15 protein-coding genes are annotated in these 20,636 nt (G+C 51.1%); 5 read left to right on the plus strand and 10 right to left on the minus strand.

The genetic code is table 11. The annotated features are described in order from the left end of the window. The first annotated feature begins 148 nt into the window (after nt 1-148). Complete coding sequence (locus J1781_RS08705; RefSeq protein WP_129953588.1) at nt 149-487, plus strand: hypothetical protein; 339 nt, start codon at nt 149-151, stop codon at nt 485-487. A 567-nt stretch (nt 488-1,054) separates the two neighbouring features. Here J1781_RS08705 and J1781_RS08710 read toward each other — a convergent pair. The 3 genes from J1781_RS08710 to J1781_RS08720 all read right to left on the minus strand — a co-directional run bounded on the left by J1781_RS08710 (nt 1,055) and on the right by J1781_RS08720 (nt 6,126). After that, nucleotides 1,055-2,608: a peptide MFS transporter gene (locus tag J1781_RS08710; protein ID WP_217233448.1), complete on the minus strand. Its 1,554-nt coding sequence runs from the start codon at nt 2,606-2,608 to the stop codon at nt 1,055-1,057. A 247-nt stretch (nt 2,609-2,855) separates the two neighbouring features. Continuing rightward, a complete protein-coding gene (locus J1781_RS08715) occupies nt 2,856-3,950 on the minus strand; it encodes an ABC transporter substrate-binding protein (RefSeq protein ID WP_217233454.1) in 1,095 nt (364 codons plus the stop codon). Between the two features lie 46 nt (nt 3,951-3,996). Next, nucleotides 3,997-6,126, minus strand: a complete 2,130-nt coding sequence (locus J1781_RS08720; RefSeq protein ID WP_129953590.1) for a TonB-dependent siderophore receptor — start codon at nt 6,124-6,126, stop codon at nt 3,997-3,999. 429 nt (nt 6,127-6,555) lie between these two features. On the opposite strand from J1781_RS08720, the gene J1781_RS08725 reads away from it, so the two are divergent. Then, entirely contained in the window at nt 6,556-7,467 is a 912-nt protein-coding gene (locus tag J1781_RS08725) for a MurR/RpiR family transcriptional regulator (RefSeq protein WP_217233449.1), read from the plus strand. A gap of 73 nt (nt 7,468-7,540) precedes the next feature. Here J1781_RS08725 and J1781_RS08730 read toward each other — a convergent pair whose 3' ends face one another. The 5 genes from J1781_RS08730 to J1781_RS08750 form a co-directional block, all read right to left on the minus strand. Next, a complete protein-coding gene (locus J1781_RS08730; protein WP_129953592.1) occupies nt 7,541-7,798 on the minus strand; it encodes a hypothetical protein in 258 nt (85 codons plus the stop codon). A 263-nt stretch (nt 7,799-8,061) separates the two neighbouring features. Continuing rightward, nucleotides 8,062-9,366 carry a PQQ-dependent sugar dehydrogenase gene (locus J1781_RS08735; protein WP_217233450.1) on the minus strand — a complete coding sequence of 435 codons (1,305 nt, stop codon included), beginning with the start codon at nt 9,364-9,366 and terminating at the stop codon, nt 8,062-8,064. 12 nt (nt 9,367-9,378) lie between these two features. Next, complete coding sequence (locus J1781_RS08740) at nt 9,379-9,804, minus strand: DUF2231 domain-containing protein (protein WP_129990993.1); 426 nt, start codon at nt 9,802-9,804, stop codon at nt 9,379-9,381. 211 nt (nt 9,805-10,015) lie between these two features. Then, a complete protein-coding gene (locus J1781_RS08745) occupies nt 10,016-10,921 on the minus strand; it encodes an SDR family oxidoreductase (RefSeq protein WP_129953595.1) in 906 nt (301 codons plus the stop codon). Between the two features lie 106 nt (nt 10,922-11,027). Then, entirely contained in the window at nt 11,028-13,436 is a 2,409-nt protein-coding gene (locus J1781_RS08750; protein ID WP_129953596.1) for a membrane-bound PQQ-dependent dehydrogenase, glucose/quinate/shikimate family, read from the minus strand. A 365-nt stretch (nt 13,437-13,801) separates the two neighbouring features. On the opposite strand from J1781_RS08750, the gene J1781_RS08755 reads away from it, so the two are divergent. The 3 genes from J1781_RS08755 (at nt 13,802) to dcuR (ending at nt 16,694) form a co-directional block, all read left to right on the plus strand. Then, a complete protein-coding gene (locus J1781_RS08755) occupies nt 13,802-14,119 on the plus strand; it encodes an RcnB family protein (RefSeq protein WP_129953597.1) in 318 nt (105 codons plus the stop codon). 239 nt (nt 14,120-14,358) lie between these two features. Next, on the plus strand, nt 14,359-15,978 hold the full coding sequence (locus J1781_RS08760; RefSeq protein WP_129953598.1) for a sensor histidine kinase: 1,620 nt from the start codon (nt 14,359-14,361) through the stop codon (nt 15,976-15,978). Continuing rightward, nucleotides 15,975-16,694 carry a two-component system response regulator DcuR gene (gene dcuR, locus J1781_RS08765; protein WP_129953599.1) on the plus strand — a complete coding sequence of 240 codons (720 nt, stop codon included), beginning with the start codon at nt 15,975-15,977 and terminating at the stop codon, nt 16,692-16,694. The genes J1781_RS08760 and dcuR overlap by 4 nt, the downstream gene beginning before the upstream one ends. 10 nt (nt 16,695-16,704) lie before the next feature. On the opposite strand, the gene J1781_RS08770 is transcribed toward dcuR, so the two are convergent. Both J1781_RS08770 and J1781_RS08775 read right to left on the minus strand, forming a co-directional pair. Then, complete coding sequence (locus J1781_RS08770; protein ID WP_217233451.1) at nt 16,705-17,667, minus strand: FAD:protein FMN transferase; 963 nt, start codon at nt 17,665-17,667, stop codon at nt 16,705-16,707. Nucleotides 17,668-17,691: 24 nt separating this feature from the next. Continuing rightward, nucleotides 17,692-20,469, minus strand: a complete 2,778-nt coding sequence (locus J1781_RS08775; protein WP_217158550.1) for an NADH-dependent fumarate reductase — start codon at nt 20,467-20,469, stop codon at nt 17,692-17,694. Nucleotides 20,470-20,636: the final 167 nt, after the last annotated feature.

A 20,636-nucleotide genomic window follows, 5' to 3' on the forward strand; every position in this document is an offset into this window, starting at 1 on the left:
TTCATTTCCCGGGTGGAGTAGTCATATATAGGGATAGTGGGAATTCTAAAGTTTCACTGCTTCTGCAAGTGTCAGTATCCCTGCTAATTGTTTTTCTGGTGGAGACCAAATCAATAGCAGAAAAAAATAACCGTTACGAGGGTAAAAAATGATAAAGGAACTTTCTCAATCTGAATTAGCTTTAGTTGCAGGCGGAAACGCTAACTCTAATTATGAGGGCGGCAGCAGCAGAAATACCCAGCACAACCAATCATCCTGGAGTCATATGGCTCAGAATGCACCTACGCATATATACGGAGGCCCGGGAACTGTTGACTGCGCTAATGGTGTTTTTGGTGCACTCGCCAAAGGCTTTCCAAACCCGGGGAAAATGGCGGTCGGTGTGGCTAAAAATGCCGGAAAATGCCTTTCTGATAATGGCGGCCGTGGCGGCGCTTTTGGTGGCGACTCAAATGCTAACAGCGTCAACGGGCAATGCCACTGGTAATAACTAGTTAAAATTATTTTAAGCTACCCTGAGGTAATAATGACGCCAGGGTAGCTATGCCCATGATTCAGCATAACGATGATTGAAGCATCAAATCCGATGACAAAGAAACTTGTCAGTATATAAGGGGACAGGGTAAAGATAAGATAAAGGATGATGATGGCTAAAATTTCAGCACTGGTTTTTTTATATTCCCGGCAAAAGCATCTTCCATTATTTAAAAACCCTGTTGTATAAAATGGCTTGCGTCGCAGTATTTAAAAGAAAAGTTATATCTTAAGCATAGCGTAAGTGTAAATCATCAAAGCCAATGAGGGATGTACTTCATCACAAATCAGACAATTGAAAACATTTTTGCCATTAAAGATCATGAAGACTTATTGAAAAAGGGGGCGGTCAAAGCAATCATTGCGCTGAATGCACCGCAATTTAACATAATCATGATTATGCGCACTGAAATCGTAAGCCCATTGTAAATCAATGCATCCTGAAAATCTAAAAATAAGGCCGGTCATCATCCCGGCCTTATTGGTTCTTATCAGTATTCGAAAATCACATCATCCGCGATCAGGCATGCGTTACGTTTTTTTGCTCTGTCTTCGATCCGGTATTTTCCAGCATTCTTCGCACCGGAATAATGAGGATGAACAGTACCGCAGCGCAGATCAGCAACGCAATGGAACAACGTGCGAAGAGATCAGGCAGCATATCCAGTTGATCGGCTTTTACATGCCCGCCAATCAAACCGGCCGCCAGATTCCCCAGCGCGCTGGCGCAAAACCACAGGCCCATCATCTGACCGCGCATTCTTTCCGGTGCCAGCAGCGTCATCGTCGCCAGTCCAATCGGGCTCAGGCACAGCTCGCCGAGCGTCAGCATCAAAATGCTTCCCACCAGCCATAAGGGTGATACGCCTGCTCCGCCGCTGTCCAGGACGTTCTGGGCAGCCATCATCATGATCCCGAAGCCCGCTGCCGCACACAAAATACCAATGATAAACTTGGTGATGCTACTCGGGCGCACATTTTTACGCGCCAGCAACGGCCATGCCCAGCTGAATACCGGCGCCAGCAGGATAATGAACAGTGCATTAATAGACTGGAACCAGACGGCAGGAATTTCGAAATCGCCGATCATCCGGTTGGTATAGTCGTTAGCGAACAGGTTAAATGAAGTCGGTTTCTGTTCAAACGCAGACCAGAAGAAGGCTGCCGAAACTAACAAAATGAAACACACCAGCAGTCTGGCGCGCTCTTTGCGGTTAAGTCCGGCAAACAGGAACAGATAGATAAAATAGAGGGCAACTGACGCCGCTATTACGTACACCAGCACGCTGGCGACGGCAACCGGGTTAATGACGATCACCCCCTGCGAGATCAGCGCAACGATGGCTGCCACAGCCGCAGCCAGTACCAGCAGCCAGGCACCCACGCCGTTTTTCTTAGCAACCGGACTGTTCCAGGTCGAATCCAGACCTACTTCGCTGTCGTAACGTTTCATGGAAGGCACGGCATACAGGCGGAAGATAATCAGCGCCACCAGCATACCGATTCCCCCGATACCAAAGCCCCAGTGCCAGCCATGCGTTTTTATCAGCCAGCCGGAGATCAGCGGCGCGATAAACGACCCCATATTGATACCCATGTAAAACAATGAGAAACCGCCGTCACGACGCGCATCACCTTTTTTATACAGTGTGCCCACCATAACCGAGATGCATGTTTTGAACAGGCCTGAGCCGAGAACAATGAACATCAGGCCGATGAAAAACAGGCTGTCGCCCATGAAAGCGGAAAGCGCGATCGACAGATGGCCGAGCGCAATCAGAATCGATCCGTACCAGACCGCCCTCTGCTGCCCGAGCCAGTTATCTGCCAGCCAGCCCCCCGGCAGTGCCGCCAGATACATACAGCCAGCAAATATACCGACGATAGCCGAGGCGTTTTCGCGTGCAAGCCCCATGCCGCCGTCGTAAACCGTCGCCGCCATAAACAGGATAAGTAAGGGACGGATGCCATAAAACGAGAACCGCTCCCACATTTCAGTGAAGAACAATGAGCCGAGCGGATAAGGATGGCCGAAGAAAGTCCGGCTTTCGTTTTTATTAACAGAGGAATGCATAAATTCTCCAGAGAAAGTCTGTCGTAATCGTTGTGAATACTCTTGCCCGGCGGCTGTCTTGCAGCCGCTCTTAAGCATTCAGCGGTTATTATTTGATTGCTGAATACCGGTATTGTCTGGCATTAACCGCAGAAGTTTTAGAGGAAAAGTCGACTAATGTCCACTTTTACAGATTTTATAGCGGCAAAAAAACGGACATGGCAGGTCAATTTACGAAAAAATCCGCATGAGAGAAATGCATTCTCTTTCACAGGCTACCGTGAGCAAAATAGGTGCCGCTATAAGGTATGGGCAGGTAATCGTGAAAGAGTTGTTTTAACGTCTGTTCAGGTTCGATATCCGCAAACAGTTCAGGATAAAGGGCTTTTGCCATAAACTCGGTGGCGGCAACATGCCACGGGCTGAGGTAGAAATTTTGCCATATCATCCCGGTGTGGCCGTTATGCAGCGCTTTAAGTTCCCGCAATCCGTTCTGTCTGGCGGTGAGTTCCCGCAGACTTTGCTGGGCTATTTCCGGTGTGATTCCAGGCCCCAGTTTCAAATCATTCTGATCTTCAGCGGAACCGGCCCCTGTGGCGAAATAAACCTCAGGTTGCGCCATGATGACCGTTTCCTCATTCAGCCGGCCAAAGACCCCTTGCACTGTTTTTCCGGCGATATTATCCCCTCCGGCAAAATTGAGCAGTTCACCCAGGCTACCTTTCACAGCAGTCACACAGCATTCATTGCGTCGTCCAAGATGTAACTGAAGCAACACCGTCGGTTTATGGCCGGAATAAGTGGCCAGCCGATCATGAATGACCTGCATATGCGCATCATAAAAATGATTAAACGCCTGAGCCCGTGCAGTCTGGTTAAGCACTTCGCCCAGAATATTCACACTGCGCTGAGTATTTTTCAGCAGATGGACACGAAGATCGATTTTCACTACCGGAATATGCGCCGCGTTGAGCATCTCTTTAAGACGCAAATCTGCATCGTCATAGCGCGCAAGACTGGGCAGGATCACCAGATCCGGTTTGAGCGCCAGCACCTTTTCAGGGTTCATATCATTTGTTCCGCCCAACCCCAGCGACGGAATCGCCAACATCTGCGGAAAACGCCGGGCAAAAATATTCCAGGTCTGGCGGTCATATTTCTTCAAATCGAGTGGCCAGCCGACAACCCGTTTCACAGGGTCACCGGTTTCCAGCAGGGCCAGCGTATAAAGCATCCGGCTTTCGCCAAGCACGATACGTTGCGGATTATCGGGAATGTTCACCGGGTTACCGTCGATATCGATGACGGTGCGTGCCTGCACACCGACGCCCGTCAGTGCCAGCAGCATAAAAACCATCGTCATGACACTGTATTTGCGCATCAGATGCGCGCGCGGCAAAAACCGCCGATCAGAATTCAACACTTGCCTGCACCATAAGATTACGGGTTTCACCTTCACGTACGCGCAGGTTACCGCCGCTGGACGTGTAATAATGTTTGTTAAACAGATTATTCAGGTTGAGTTTAAGCTGTGTCTTCTCCCCGAACAGACGGTTATTCCATGCAACAAAGCTGTCAGCCACAATATAATCAGGCAGCGTGAAACTGTTTTCCGGGTCTCCCGCCCGGCTCCCCACATAACGCGCACCGCCACCGATACGGAAATCTCCCGGCAGGCCGTTAATCACCAGATTATGGCTCAGATAGAGCGCACCCGAATGACGCGGCGCATTTTGTAAGCGGTTGCCGTTATTCGCTGAATTTTCACCATCATCCACAATTTTGGCCTGGTCATAGCTGTAACTGGCACTGACTTCCCAGTCAGGAAAGATTTCACCATTCAGTTCAAACTCTGCTCCGCTGGAACGCGCTTTATCAATGGCGCGTGTTTCGCCGTTAATGCTCAGTGACATGTCACGTTCATCGATGCGGTAAAGCGCCACGCTGGCAAACATGCGTGGCGTAATCTGCCATTTACTGCCCACTTCCCAGGTGGTGCCCTGTTCAGGCTTTCCGACATTGCCATCATCATCGACATCCGTTGAGGGGGTAAAGGATTTACTGACGCTGCTGTATAAAGACACATCGGGCGTGACTTTATAAATCAGACCGGCCTGTGGCAAAAACTTATTCCCTTCGGAATCCAGTGTCTGAACAACCGGATCAAAGCCTTTTGAAGCACGTTGCTCATAGTGCTGATAGCGGCCACCCACGACCGCAATCCAGTCTGATGTCAGTGAAATGCTGTCTTTTGCATAAACCGACCGGCTGTGGATCCGGTTCAGGTTATTGCCATTAGCCGTATTCTCAGTGGTGCTGTTGGCGACCGGGGAGAGAATGTCATATTGCGGATCAAAATAGTTAAAGCTGCTGTTGGCTTTTCCCTGGTATTGATGTGCACGATACGTCTGGTTCATCTCATAGTCTGTACCCAGCACAAGATCATGATTCATGCCCAGAATGTCCTGCGTACCCAGCAGATCCCAGGAAACGTATTTGGTCTTATGGTTAAAACCGCGGTTGGCATCCGCCCTGCGCGTCACGGCGCCGGTGGTGGTGTTCACCGCCGTCACCCTGACCTCGTCATTATTGTAGCGGCGCTGGTTCCAGCCAAGCGTCAGACGAGTACTCCAGTCATCGCTGAACTGCCAGTCATAGTGAGCGTTGAGCGTTTTATTATGGCCCCAGGCACGGTTTGATTTATCATCCAGCCGGTTTTTATAGCCGATATCGATAGGCTTACCGTTAATAAAAGCGGTTCCGCGATCATAAGGTATATCGTAGCGGTAATCTGAATAGCTGATCAGAAAACTGGCCTTTTCGCCATACCATTGCAGTGACGGCGAAATCAGCGTGTGCTTATCGCTGCCAAAATTACGCCAGTAATCCTGATCTTGTTTTTCCGCAATCATGCGCACGGCAAAACCATTGCCAAGCGGACCGGTGACATCGACTGTCCCTGCCCCGCCGCCTTCACTGGCGTAACGTCCGCTGACTTTTGTGTGCCAGTCATACTGCGGCTTTTTACTGACAAGGTTAATGACACCGCCGGGATTTTGGATCCCGTAGAGCAATGATGCTGAACCTTTTAACACTTCAACACGTTCGGTAGTGGCATCAAAATTGAGACCCTGGCTGCTGCGCACGCCGTCGCGATAAACGGAGCCATCAGAGTTGGAACCAAATCCACGGCGGACAAATCCATCTTCCGTACCTGCGAGAGTATTCCCCTCACTGACACCACTGACAAAATGCATCGCATCAGCCAGGTTTGTGGCCTGATAGTCGTCCAGTTGTTGCCGGGTTACCACACTGACTGACTGTGCCTCGTTAAGACGCGAGGTGGGCGTTTTACTGGCAACAGAACTGGTTCCGGCGCTATATGATTGATCGTCAACTCCCGGCCCGGTGATCGTTAACGTATCGCTTTCCCCCGCTGAATATCCTGTAACAGGTGTCAGCATCACGACACCATAAATCGCAGCTAAAATGGCTGGGTGGTCTTTTCTTTTAAAATCAAACAGCGTGTTATTCTTCATTTCAATGAACCCGGTGTTAAAAATGACGTCTTTTTCCGTAAAGAAATTCCGGACATACCAGTAACGACAGACACACAGTGTGTCCGGTTAACGCTCCTGACCTGTCCGGTTAATGTTGTTATTCTGATCCGGCAAAGGAAAACCGCCGTAATGCAATTGATAATCATTCCAACATGCGGAGATGTAGTAGTAAATGATATGTTTCAGAATTTTGCTACATCAAAAAACGCCACACCCTGTCATCAGCAACAGAATTACACTTTATAACTCATTGTTTAATAAAAAATTTAAATATAAATTATTTAATATCGCCCACAAAACATTGCTCAGGGGCATAAGAATGTGAATATTTTTATTCATAAAAACACTACATTGTGAATATGATAAAACCGGGTAAAGGGTAAAAACGACAAGGATCGGTAAAAACAAATGGCGGCGACTCCGGTAAAAAAACGTATTGATGTCTTCGGTGAACGTTACCGTGCACGTATCTCCTCACTTTCCCCCGGCTTACAAGCCGTTGCGTCTTATATATACAACCATCGTGAATCGGTGCTGGAAGCAACAGCAATGGATATTGCAACCGCGACAGAGGTTTCAGATGCCACTGTAGTCCGCGCCGTTCAGGCGCTCGGTTTTGCGGGTTTACGCGATATGAAGAAAACGCTGGAAGCCTGGTTTGGCACAGCGGTTAATTCAGAAGAGAAAATGATTACCACGGTCAGTGAGCTGGCCAGTGATATCAATTCGGGCATCGACTTCGTTCTTGACGGGCATAAGCGTGCCTGTGACAAGCTGGCGCAGCCAGCTAACCGTCAGGCTATTTCTGAGGCTATCGCCTTGCTGATTAATGCACGTCAGGTGGCGGTGTTTGGTCTGAACGCTTCCGGTATTTTAGCGGACTACAGCGCCAGGCTCTTTACCCGAATCGGCATTCCCGCAGTGTCACTTAACCGCTCAGGCATTGCGCTGGCGGAACAACTGATCAATCTGCAGCGGGGTGATGTCCTGATCATGATGGCGCAGAAGAGTGCTCATCGCGAGGGCAGAACGTCAATACAGGAAGCAAAGCGTCTGAGTATCCCCCTCATTTTACTGACCAACGCCAGTGATTCTTTTTTTGCGAAACAGGCTGACATTGTCATCACTATTCCGCGCGGGGGTGAGAATGGCAGAATGCCACTCCATGGTACGGTACTGGTGTGTCTGGAAATGCTGATTTTATCCGTTGCCTCGGCCACCGCATCGCGAACCATGAAAACCATGAAACGCATCCAGGATCTCAATCAGTCTCTGAAGTCAGCCAATAAAATAAGAAAATTGCAGGACGGGGGGACATAAACAATCAGCATGAAGAAGCGGGAGATGAATAACACGGCCCCCCCCGCTTACTGTCGCTGTCCGTGCGGCGTTTCTAGAGAAGTATCTGCCGGTTAAGCGGTTTGAACCGGCAGATATCGTAATCATACAATTTACCGGGTTCAGTAGGAAAGGTGTCATAGGAACCGCTGATATACATGCCTTCCCTGAAAATAACGACCTCATCTACAGGCACGGGATGCTGACATGCGGCGCAAACCAGAGAATGTACGGTTTCTGCCAGGGGCGTATTCACTGCGGCGACGAAACGATCTGATCCGCATTGCTCGCAAACAATATTAATATCCGGCATGTGATGCGCTCTGCACAAAAGGAAAGTGAATCCTTCAAATATAGCATAATTGGAATAATCTTATTGCTAATTCTGAACTCATTCCCTATCAAAACATTGCAGGCAAAAAAAAGCCCGCAGGCAAACAGCGGGCAATCACACAGACAGGAATAATAAAAAGCAGTGGTTATCTGTAGCGAGGTACAGATGCATTAATCATAGCCAGCTTTATCTTCTTCGCGAGCCTGCAGCCCTTGCCTTTTAAAAATAGGAATACTCCGCATTTACTCCGCCTTGCTGACACGCCAGATGCTGTTACCTGCATCGTCGGCGATCAGCACTCCGCCCTGTTTATCCATTGCCAGTCCGACCGGTAAACCGCGAACATGTTTCTGATCATCGGTGAGGAATCCGGTCACCACCGGCTGTGGCAGCCCGACGGGTTTACCATTTTCAAATTTTACCCACATCACCTGATAACCGTTCAGCGGTTTGCGGTTCCAGCTGCCGTGTTCACTCACAAACGCGCCACCGCGATATTGCGGCATATTGTCGCCGGTATAGAACAGCAACCCGAGCGGGGCAACATGTGAACTAATGGCATAATCCGGTTTGATGGCTTTTTCGACCAGATCCGGACGCGGTGGTTTGACGCGCTCATCCACATGTTGTCCGTAGTAGCTGTAAGGCCAGCCATAGAAACCGTGCTCTTGCACAGAGGTCATGTAATCGGGCACCAGGTCGGAGCCGATTTCGTCGCGTTCATTAACCACTGCCCACAGCTTGTCGCTTTGTGGCTCCCATTGCAGACCGGTCGGATTGCGCAATCCGCTGGCGTAAATACGGCTGGCACCGGTTGCGGCATCCACTTCCAGAATGGCCGCGCGCCGGTCTTCTGCACCGATACCGTTTTCAGTGATATTGCTGTTGGAACCGACCCCGACGTACAATTTGCTGCCGTCCGGACTCGCCAGCAGGGATTTAGTCCAGTGATGGTTGATAGGCCCGCCTGGCAATGCTGTCACCACCTCACCCGGTGCGGTGATCTGCGTTTCACCTTGCTGATAAGGGTATTTAATCAGGCTGTCCGCGCTGGCGACCCATAACGTATTACCGGTCAGCTGAATACCGAACGGTGAATTTACACGGGCAATAAACGGATGTTTCTCCCATTTACCGCCGGTATAGCGCAGCAACGTAATACGGTTACCGCCTTCGCCGCCTTTACCGGAGGATTTCTGCACCATCCCCATAATTAACTCTTTCGGCCTGAAGATGAGTTTTTTCGCCGGACCATTAGATTCCGCAACCAGCACATCGTTATTCGGCAACACATACACCTGACGCGGGTGCTTAAGCCCTTCCGCGATTTTTTCGATCTTTAGCCCGTCCGCCACTTTCGGCATTTCACCGTTTTTCCACGGTATGCCTTGTGGCACTTTCATGGGTGGCAGCAGGAAGTTTTGCGCTTTCGGCAGTTCAGGATCCGCACCGGTTTGTTTCTTCGGGTCGATTTGTGAACTGTCATCACAACTGCTCAGTAATGCGACGAGCGTCAGTGCGAGTAACGCGCGTTGGTGATTTTTCATGGTCTTATCTCCTTATACTGTGCGTGCACGTAACGCGAGCTGGACATTTCCCACCAGCAGCAACACCACCACCAGCGAAGAAAGCGTGACTCCCATTGGTACAACCGCATAAGCATCACGGCTGTGAATAAAGGCATTGAAAATAGCCAGCACCACGGCCACCAGATTCAGCCAGAAATGGGTTTTTAACGGCGAACCGGCAGGCGTTTGGCGCCCTGCCCATACCTGCACCACGTTGATCAGCCGGGGAATAATGGCAATGATCAGCCCGAGCACAATCAGCCAGCTGGCAGCGTCAGTCCACATCGTGATGAAAGTCTTCATATAGAGGATGTCGAAGATCCAGGCCGCGACAAAGAAACCAAGAGGAATGGGATTTAACAATTCGTACAGCGCCGTTGCGACACCCCGGCGCGCTGAAATCGGCTGCGTTTGCATGTTCTTCTCCTTAACTTATCCATAGCTGACCGCGTTAAAAGCGCGGCCCCCCTCAGGCGTACCTGTAAAAGATTAGTAAAGATGAAGAGTTATGACGAATTCATTAGCAGCGTAATGATGTATGACGGGGCAATACCAGCAGCACTGGCAGATGTTTGCCTGAATGAAAAAAGCCCGTCATATGACGGGCTTTGGCGTTTCCGACCGGTAATCAGACCGTGCCGGTACCGCCATCAGAACACCAGACCTGCCCTGAGGCATAACTGTTTTCATTTGAGGCCAGCGTCACGTACAACGGGGCGATTTCCGCAGGCTGCCCCGGACGTTTCAGCGGTGCCTGTTGACCAAAGGATTCGATTTTTTCCTGAGGCTGTCCGCCGGAAATTTGTAACGGCGTCCAGTACGGCCCCGGCGCAACACCGTTCACCCGAATTCCGTCATTCGCCAGCTGTTTGGCCAGCGCTTTGGTGAAAGCCATGATCGAGGCTTTGGTGGAGGAGTAATCGAGCAAATTATCACTCGGTGAAAACGCCTGAACCGAAGTCGTGTTAATGATCGCACCGCCGCGCGGTATGAATTCCAGCGCCGCTTTAGTTATCCAGAACATGGCGTACACGTTAGTTTTGAACGTGGCGTCAAATGCCTCGGTGGTCAGATCCTTAATCGAATCACAGAACTGCTGACGACCGGCATTATTGACGAGCAGATCCAGCCCGCCGAGCTTTTCTTGCGCTTCCTTCACCAGTTGCTGACAGAATTTTTCATCGCGGATATCCCCCGGAATGGCGACCACTTTCCGCCCTTCTGCCCACAGCAGATCGACCACCTCTTTGGCATCGGCCTCTTCGTCGGGCAGGTAATTGATGGCGACCTGCGCACCTTCGCGGGCGAACGCGATCGCCACCGCACGGCCAATTCCGGAATCACCGCCGGTGATTAGCGCCTTACGACCCTCCAGCCGGGCACTGCCTTTGTAGGTTTTTTCGCCGTGATCGGGGACAGGATTCATTTTGCTGGCCAGCCCGGGGAAGGGTTGTTTCTGATGCTCAAACGGGGGGGTCGGATACGCATCAACATGAGGTTCATTGAGGGATGTTGGGATTGTTTTATTGTTCATAAACACTCCTTATTTTAGAAATGAAGGAACCTTAAAAATAGACCATCCTGGGCAGCCTGTGGGCATCATCAGACTGTTCTGAATATCCCGCATTCCGGAGTCAAAACTATCTTGCAGGTAATGCATACGCCACCAGCGCATCACCGGACGTCGTCCCCAGCCCGCCGTGTCCGCCGGCGGCAATCACCACAAACTGTCGTCCATCATCGCCGGTATATGTCATCGGCGTCGCCTGCCCCCCCGCCGGAAGTCGCGCACGCCAGAGTTCGTTACCCGTCGTTTCGTCGAATGCGCGGAAATAGTTGTCTGCCGTGGCTCCGGTGAAAATCAGCCCGCTTTGAGTAATAACATTACCGCCCATCATGAAAATGCCTGTTGGCAATGGCACATTAGTATGTGTGCCGAAAATGTTCATGTCTCTGGTGGTTCCCGCCGGTCTTTCCCAGGCAATTTTTCGGGTGGTCAGATCAACCGCAACCAGTTTTCCCCACGGTGGCGCATTACACGGTGCCTGCAGAAAGCCCAGCCACGGTTTGACGATGGCCGCCCACGGCGTGCCATATTGCGGGCCAACGGAGAACTCTTTGGGTTTGGGATAAGGCTGATTACTGTTCCATCCGGCCCATTTGTGCATCAGCCCTTCCTTGATCGCATCGGCTGATTTTTTCACTTCCATTGTGAACGGGATGTAACTGGTGTTGGCAATCAGCACATGGCGGATCGGATCTACCGAAGCACCGTACCAGTCCATGACACCATCGAAGGCCGGATAAGCAATGGATTTACCCTCCGCTGGCGGGGTGAACTGTCCCTGATAGCGCGCACTTTTGAACTGGATCCGGCAATACAACTGATCAATGGGTGTTGCGCCCCACGCGTCAGTTTCTTTCAAATCTGGCGGAGAAAGATTGGGCATGCCGGCAGAATCCGGCTGCGTTGGCGAAAGATGTTCGCCCGGCAAAGAGGGAGAGGTGTGCACCGGTTTTTCGTTTACCTGCGCCAGCGGTTTTCCGGTACGCCGGTCGAGCAGGAACAGCTGTCCCATTTTGGTGGTCTGCACCAGCGCCGGCACCGTCGTCCCGTCCGGCGAGGGCAAGTCCACCAGCGTCGGTCCGATCGGTACATCAAAGTCCCAGACATCGTGATGCACCGTCTGGAAATGCCAGCGTTCCTCACCGGTCTGAATATCCAGCGCGACAACAGAACTCGAATATTTTTCGTCAAACGGACGGCGTCCGGCACCGTAATAATCCGGCGTCGCATTGCCGAGCGGAATATAAACCAGACCCAGTTTCGGATCGCCGGTATAGGTTCCCCAGCCGTTGGGCGTACCACGGGTATAAACCTCACCCGGTTTGAGCGGTGCATTCTGCGGATCCCGGCCCATATCCCATGCCCATGCAAGCTGGCCGGTATTTGCATCGTAAGCCCGGACGACGCCGGAAGGTTCACCGGTAGACTGGTTGTCATAAATCCAGCCGCCCAGCACAATGTGTCCGTCCATCACCATCGGCTGCGAAGTAATGAAATGGAAGCCCGGTGGCACATCGCCCATATGGTCAGTCAGGCTGACAAAACCGTTATCGCCAAAGGAGGAACACGGCTGACCGGTTTGCGCATTCAGTGCTACCATCCGCGCGGCACTGGTGGTCGCGATGATTTTTTCCGGACATATTTTATCATCGGCTGACTGGCTGTATGCCACGCCACGACACGCCAGGTACTCATTGGCTGAGGTGTCAGTTTTAGGATCGAATTTCCATCGCTGAGTGCCCGTCGTGGCGTTGAGTGCAATCACTTCGCGGTGCGGCGTACAGATAAACAGCGTATTCCCGACTTTGATGGGGGTCACTTCGAAATTAAATTCGCGTCCGGCTTTATCCTCACCCTTCCTCATCACATCACCGGTGTGAAACTCCCAGGCAGGTTTAAGCTGGCTGACATTAGCGGGGGTAATTTGCGTCAGCGGTGAATAACGCTGCCCGGCTTCTGTCCGGCCATAAAAGCGCCAGTCGTTACTTTCCGGTGAGGTGGTCTGTGCTGCCCCTGTCTGTGCGGGAACGGGCTGATAATGCACAAAACGTGACCCGGTCACCTGCCAGCCAGTATAAAAAATGCCCGCAATCGCCACTACGTACACCAGCCCGGCCAGTGTACCGGCGTGGTGATTGCCCCGCGTTGCCATCACCTGACGGGTGATCAAGGGCAGGCTGCACCAGATGCCTAACAATGCCATCACAAACAAACGCGGCATCAGTTGCCAGCCATCCAGGCCGACTTCCCATACCGACCAGATGCAACAAACCAGAAATGTCAGCAAATAGAGCCAGATCCCGCTGCCATGACGGCGCGCGATAAAAATGCCGCTGATCAGATAGCCGGTGCCAAAAACCACATACCAGGGTGAGCCGCCGATAGCCGCCAGCCAGACGCCCAGCAGCAGATACGCCAGCCCGATGACACCCACCACAAGCCCGGTCATGAACGACCAGGTAATAATCCGTTCATTGCGCATAGTGATTTCTTTTGCAGGAAAAGGTTATTAAAGGATATCTGGCATTAAACTGAAGTGGCGGAACCGGGGAAGGATAAATCAGCAAGAGGCCGCTAATACTTTTATTTTCAAGAGGAAAGCGACAGAGATAATGTGTCTCAAAAGTTTACAGAGATGAAAATAATTCAGTACAAAATCAGCGGGTTTAGTAAATACTCAACCTGATTTGCATTTCGACACAAAAAAATTCCCCAGCCTGCGCTCACTTTCTCGTTATTATCCTGTCCTACAGAAAAAGCACAGGCTTCGGCTTTACCGCTCATAAAACGGACTGGCGGCAGATCATCGAGGCTGGCATTAAGTTGATGGTTTTAACGGGATAATCTATGCGTCATTCTAAAATTGTTATGTTATCAGCCCTGGTTGTTTCATCGTTGTTACCCCTGGCTAATCCGGCATTTGCAGCGTCAAACTCCCATGAGATCAAATCGTTCTACGATGATTCCAAATTGTATTCTATCGGCGATCAGGTCCCTGCACTCTACCGCACCAAACCGTATGAAATCGTCGGCTGGCAGGAACGTCACCTGCCTGCTCCGGATGCGGGCAGCCACTGGACTTACATCGGCGGAAGTTATGCGTTGATCACCGACACCGACGGGAAGATCCTCAAAGCCGAAAACGGCGATATTTATTTCCAGTAAGAAGAAAGCCGGATAATGAACATGAGGCCTGAAGAGATTCAGGCCTTTTTTATTCAGATGCCCGCTGCGCTAATCTCACTTTCGAAAGTAATAAATAGCGGAAATATCAGTCAAATAAACATATCATTATGCGTGAACAGGGTGGGTTCATGCAGTGTTCAATGCCATATTGCCGGATGAACAACGCGGACTATCAAAATCAACAATGAGCATTTGGCTCTACTCTCTCCGGGGCTCCCATGAGCGACTCGCAGCAACGCCATTCCGTGCGCAAGCACCCCATGAAACTCAGCACGTCAGTCAGCCTGATGATAAGCGCCGTGATTGCGTCCGTGTTGCTGGTTGTCCATATGCTTTATTTTGTTCAGGTGAGCGACACCACCCGTGATGGCGTGAAAGATAAAGCTCTGGCCGTCGCCAGAACCATGGCTGATTTGCCCGAAACAAAACGCGCCCTGCTGCTGCCCCCTGACAGTAATATTATTCAGCCTATCGCCAGTGCGGTGCAAAAACGCAATGACCTGCTGTTTATCGTGGTCACTGACATGGACGGCATCCGTTACTCGCATCCGAATGCGGATGTGATCAGTCATCATTTTATCGGCGATGACATCAATCCGGCGCTGCTCGGCAACGAAAATGTCTCAATTAACAAAGGTACGCTGGACAAAGCATTGCGCGTATTCACGCCGGTTTATGATGATCACCATAAGCAAATCGGCGTGGTCGCCATTGGAATTTCACTGGTCAAAGTCACGGAGCAAATCAATAAAAGCCGCTGGAGTATTCTGTGGACAGTACTTTTTGGCCTGATAGTGGGTGCACTGGGTACTTACTGTCTGGTGAAATTGCTTAAACGCATTTTGTTCGGGCTTGAACCTTATGAAATTTCGACATTGTTTGAACAGCGTCAGGCGATGTTGCAGTCGATCAAAGAAGGCGTGATCGCCGTCGACGATCAGGCGCATGTCACGCTGATTAACCAGACGGCCCGGCAAACTTTCCGCGAAACCGCCATCGACGTGGAACCGGATGCGGATTCCCTGCCCCTTATCGCCAACCTGCGCGGTGTTCTCAATACCGGCGTGCCGCGCCGTGACGAAGAAATCAATTTCAAGGGACGTCTGCTGCTGAGCAATACCGTACCGGTACGCAACAACGGCGTGATTATTGGCGCGATCTGTACGTTCAGGGATAAAACAGAAGTCAGCCAGTTGATGCAGCGTCTGAGCGGCATGGTAAACTATGCAGATTCGTTGCGTGAGCGTTCGCATGAATTCATGAACAAGCTGCATGTGATCCTCGGATTACTGCATATGAAAAGCTATGCTCAGCTTGAAGATTACATTCTCAAAACCGCCAATAATTATCAGGCGGAAATCGGTTCGCTGCTGCTGAAAATCAAGTCTCCGGTGATTGCCGGTTTCCTGCTCAGCAAGATTAACCGCGCATCGGACACACGGCATTTGTTAACGCTCAGCGATGACAGTTTACTGCCGGACAATAATAACGAAGATCAGGTGGCGGCACTGATTACCGTGCTGGGCAATCTGATTGAAAATGCGCTGGATGCGCTTGGCGATCAGTCTGATGGTGAAGTCAGCGTCTTGCTGCACTATCAGAATGGCTCGCTGGCCTGCATCGTCAGCGATGACGGGCCGGGCATTCAGCCGGAAAATATTGACGCAATATTCGAAAAGGGTGTGTCGTCGAAAGGCGAACAGCGGGGCATGGGGCTTTTTCTCGCTAAACAGCAAGTGGAAAGCCTTGGCGGAACGGTGACTGTAGAATCGGAACCCGATGTTTATACCCAATTTTTTGTACAACTTCCCTGGGATGGCAAGAGGACAAGTACTTGATCAATGTACTGATAGTTGATGATGATGCCATGGTGGCAGAGCTGAACCGGTGTTATGTCGGCCAGATTGACGGTTTCACATGCTGCGGCACTGCGTCGACCCTGCAACAGGCGAAAGATCTGGTGCTTAATTCAGCACTGCCTATCGACCTGATTTTGCTCGACGTCTATATGCAGCAGGATAACGGGCTGGATTTACTGCCTGAACTGCGTAACGCCCGCCGGCCTGTCGATGTGATTGTCATTTCTTCCGCTGCGGATGCAGAAACCATCAAAAAATCGCTTAATTATGGCGTGGTCGATTATCTGATTAAGCCGTTCCAGTTTTCCCGTTTTGAGGAAGCACTGACCGGCTGGCAGCAAAAGAAAACGCTGATGGATAATCAGCAGTATTACGAACAGTCAGACGTTGACCGGCTCATCCATGGCAGCAATCCTGCAGCGGCGGACACCAAAAAGCTGCCGAAAGGCTTAACGCTGCAAACATTACGGACGTTATGCCAGTGGATTGACGCCCATCCGACGATGGAATTCTCTACGGATGAACTGGCAACGTCAGTGAATATTTCGCGCGTGTCTTGCCGTAAATACCTGATCTGGCTTGCCCAGATGAACATTTTGTTCACCAGCATTCATTACGGCGTCACCGGCAGGCCGGTATATCGCTACCGTCTGCAGGCCGATCATTATTCGTTGCTGAAACAGTACTGTCAGTAATAATCAGCGGTCAGTAAGCGATGATACGGTAACTGTCATCCAGCGGCGTGAAGGTAAACTGCCGCTGCGATGGCAAAATAATCTGACCGTCACGGGTCACAAAAATCGCCTCGATGTGTGGGATTTTTGTCAGAGAAGCCAGGCTTTTCTCCACCCCCATTCCGTACAGCAATGTCGTCCAGATATCCCCGTCGATTGAGTCCTCAGAAATAATGGTGACGCTGAGCAGTTCGTTATCCAGCGGATACCCGGTTTTGGGATCAAGAATATGGTGATAACAGTGGCCGTCCAGTTCGAAATAACGCTCATAAACACCGGATGTCACCACCGATTTACCGATGACATTGATCACGCCAATCAGGGCATCCGGATCGGAAAAAGGTTTTTTCAGCCCAATCGCCCAGGCGCCTTCCGTACCGTCACCCAAGGTTTGCACATTCCCCCCCAGATTGATTAAGGCATTATCAACCTGTTGTTCCCGCAGGTAATCCCGCACGACATCCGCGATATAACCTTTAGCAATTGCGCCGAGGTCGATCTCCATGCCGGTTTTTTGCAGGAAGACCGAACGGGTCTGTTCATCAAGGATCACGTCTTCAGGATCGGTCAGCGACAGCAGGGTCTGTAAATCATGCGCGGCCGGGATACTGTGACCGCTGAAACCGATTTTCCAGCGTTTAACCAGCGGGCCGATGGTGAAATTGAAACTGCTGTCCGGCAGGCAACTGATGGCTTTAGCGCGACGGATTAATTCAAAAACAGGCGCGCTGACCGTGACAGGGTCACGTCCTGCGGCATGGTTAATCGCCATAATATCGGAGTGCGGACGGTTCACCGTGAAGATGTTTTCCTGCTGTTTAATCAGCCGGAAAACGCCAGACGCCAGAGTTTCGTCATGTTCAAACAGCTTGAGAAGAACGGGCGAACCCATCAAAACAGCGGAATAAGCATAGATACGATCGTCTGGCGTCATTGAAAATCCCTGGGTGATAATCGGTTACCGCATTGCGAATTTCGCGGCATTTTGCCCTGCAAGAATACCGAAGATAATGATATCTGCAACGGCATTACCGCCGATACGGTTGCCACCGTGTATACCGCCGACCACTTCGCCCGCCGCAAATGCACCACCGATCGGCTGTTGTTGCGCATCAAGCACGCAAGTGTCAGTGTTGATGGTCACGCCCCCCATAGTGTGATGGACCCCCGGTGCGATACGGATAGCGTAGAACGGCCCCTGATTGATCGGGTGGCGCAGCGCGGTTTTACGGCCAAACTCTGCGTCGTCCTGTTTATCTACGGCGACGTTGTAGCTTTCCAGCGTTGCCAGGAAGGCATCGGAGTTCATTTCCAGTTTCGCCGCCAGCTGGCGTGGTGACCCGGCGCTGATAACAAAACCCTTCGCGATGTATTCATCTGCCGCTTTGTTATTCATACGAATTTGCTCATCAAACACCACGTACGCGTATTTTTCCGGCAAGGCGATAATATTGGCTGAGACTTTGTCGCGGGTTTCCATCTCATTAAAGAAGCGTTTGCCCGCCTGGCTGACCAGAATCGCACCGCCACCACGAATGGCTTCTGAAATCAGATAAGAAGTGGTTTGTTCCACTGTCGGGTGGATCTGAATTTCGCCCATATCAACCGTTCCTGCGCCAATATTTTGCAGGATGGCAATACCGCTGCCGGTCGCCCCTTTATGATTGGTGGTCACGAAACCGTCCAGCTCAGGACGATATTTCACCACCATTTCGCGGTTAGCACTAAAACCACCGGTCGCGACGATCACGCTTTTGGCATGAATCGTCAGCGCTTCGTTGTCATCATTGAGCAATTCAACACCTTGCACCGTGCCGTTGCTGTACTGTATTTCGGTAACAGAGGTATCAAGCATCACGTCGATATTGCGTTTATTCAGATTTTTCACCAGCCCGCTGATCAGGAAGCCACCCACGGCACTGCGGTCCGCCGGACGGTGCGTACGGTCGATGCTCATACCACCGGTAATCGTGATATCGCTCAGCTCAATGTGGTGATCGGCCAGCCATTCCACCGCCAGCGGTGCATGTTCGATGAACTCTTTCAGCAGCACGGTATTGTTTTTGAACTGGCCGCCTTTCAGGGTTTCCTGATAGAACAGCTCTTTGCTGTCTTCGATGCCTTTCAGACGCTGATAGCGGGTTTCGGCGGCGTTCATGCCCACCGAGGCTTTGATGGTGTTGCCGCCAATGGTCGACATTTTCTCAACGATCAGCACTTTCGCGCCTTCGTCACACGCCTGGATCGCTGCGGCCAGACCGGCACCGCCGCTGCCGACTACCACGACATCATAAGTTTGCGGCCCCGACACATCGCCGCCCTCTTCCAGCAGCTGTGCTTTGCAGGATTTAGCGATCGCTTTGGAAACCGCTTTTTTCACCGCTTCGCTCTGCTCGGTCGCCCCCGTGACGGCATCCACATGCGGGCTGTTGGCATCGAGAATACGGGTACGGATGATTTCAAAGCTGGTGGTAAATTCCACATCCGGGTCGGTGCCTGCTTCCAGCAAGATATCAGCAATACGATCAGTTTCCAGACTGACACTGACCGCCAGTTCATGAGCCGGATCCTGTACCTTTTCACGGAACACACCGGCTTTGAATTTCTTAGAGGACATGCTCATGTCGCGGATCATCGCGTCTACCAGAGAGAAACGCCATAACGGTTCCGGAATGGTGAGTGCTTCGCGTTGTGTGCTGTCGATGAACAAGTCCATTTTCTGATCGGCGGTAATACGGTCGGTCCAGTCCGGATACGCAATGCACGCTTTACCGATAGCGATCATGTCATAGCCATGTGCCAGCGCCAGATCAGCGTCGGATTTGTTGACGATCCCGCCGACACCCATCACCGGAATTTGTGCAAGCCGGTCTGATCGCATCGCGATATATTTATCGATCAATGGCGTCGCATCAGTGGTATCCACAATAGAAGGACGTAGCGAGTAACCGAGTGAGAAATGCAGGTAATCCAGCCCACGCGCGGCCAGCTGTTCCAGCAGATACAGGGTGTCAGCAAAACGGATCCCTGGTTCTTCCAGCTCTTCTGGTGAGAAACGGTAGCCGATGATAAATGAAGAACTGGCGTATTTCTTCGCCATCGCATGAGTGATATCCAGCACCGCCAGCGGGAAGCGGGCGCGGTTTTCGCGGCTGCCACCCCATTTGTCGTCACGCTGGTTGGAGTTCGGCGAGAAGAATTGCTGGATCAGGTAAGTGTTCGCCCCGTGAATTTCCACACCATCAAAACCGGCTTCTATCGCACGACGCACACCTTCACCGAATTTAGTGATCATCTCGTCTACTTCATCTGCCGTCAGTGCCACCGGCGTGGCAGCGCCGTCACGCGGTGCCGCCAGCGCACTTGGCGCGACCGGTTGCTGACCACCAATCAGTTTGGGCTCGCTCATGCGTCCACCATGATAGATCTGCAAAAGCGCTTTCGAGCCCTGAGATTTCACCGCTGCGGCAATTTTTGCCAGGCCGTCAATCTTGCTGTCATTGTCTATACCAATAGCACCGGGGAATGCCAGGCCCTTATCATCGATAAAACAGCATTCGACAATCACAGTGCCAATACTGCCGGCGCGGGCCCGGTAGTATTCAACCAGTTCGCTGGTAACGGTGCCGTCATAAAAACCTGTGCAGGTGGTCATGGGAGCCATCAGAATACGGTTTTTCAACTCAGTACCATTGGGCAGGGTGAACGGGCTCAATAACAGATCGTTGGTGCTCATAATAATTACTCCAAACTTTAAGGTTTTAAATTCTGAATGGGTTGTCGGCGCGCTATTTGGGTTAAGCACAATGAAGTATCGATTTATTATTGGTTGTTTTTCTTCAATGCCGGAGTCATCGCTTTAATATAAGTTTATTTTTACTTTCAAAACTTATTACATTAGTT

Source organism: Rahnella perminowiae, from assembly GCF_019049695.1.
In the GTDB taxonomy this organism is placed as follows: domain Bacteria; phylum Pseudomonadota; class Gammaproteobacteria; order Enterobacterales; family Enterobacteriaceae; genus Rahnella; species Rahnella perminowiae.